General features: G+C 26.2%; 1 protein-coding gene. It reads right to left on the bottom strand.

Annotation, left to right across the window (positions count from 1 at the left end; all coding sequences use genetic code 11):
• A partial coding sequence (locus tag JF73_RS08670; RefSeq protein WP_046327881.1) for an ABC transporter transmembrane domain-containing protein occupies positions 1-678 on the bottom strand: 678 nt, incomplete at its 3' end.
• Positions 679-724: the final 46 nt, after the last annotated feature.

Raw genomic sequence — 724 nt, 5'->3', positions numbered from 1 at the left:
TTTAATCATTTTTAACATAGATGCTGTAATTCGACGTTCTAATTGATACTCTACACCAAAAACTGATAACGTCGAAAAGCCTCTTAAGCAATCATTAATAATATCTAATACATTTGCATTTGCTTTAGTCATTGACAGATTACTAGTTGCCAATTGCTTTCTAACTAATTGGGGTAAAAAAATTGTCAAAACTGTCATTAACAAAATTAATGGTACAAAAGTCCAATGGAATTTAATTAAAGCAATAATAGAAAATAGTGGATCAGTAATAATTTGAATTGACTGAAATAAATTACCAAATCCATTTCCTTCAATTAGGTTCATATCATTGGTTAACCAAGATGAATAAACACTAGTGTCATACTCATTAAATTTTTCTACAGAATACTTTGAAATATGCGAAATAATATCCTGTTTTACATGTAAGCTCAAAAGCTGAATTACTTTTGCTTGTTCAACTAAATTTAAAAATAAAAAGACTGTCATTACAACAAAAAGTAATATATTTAGCAATATATAAGACACAAAAGCTCTAAAATCAAATTTAACTAAGCTATTTAAAATAAAAATATTAAAAATACTATTAGCTACTCTAAACAAAGAGCAAATCACTTGTAAAATAACTACCAGTAAAACACGCAAAGGCTCCTGTCTCACATATTTAAATAGATACTTCATTCGTTAATTTCCTTTCATTATTAAATTTTTAGATAATTCATGTTCC

It is taken from the genome of Lactobacillus helsingborgensis (genome assembly GCF_000970855.1).
GTDB classification, from domain to species: domain Bacteria; phylum Bacillota; class Bacilli; order Lactobacillales; family Lactobacillaceae; genus Lactobacillus; species Lactobacillus helsingborgensis.
The sequence above is the reverse complement of the archived record's forward strand: the minus strand, read 5'-3'. Positions and strand labels throughout refer to the sequence as shown.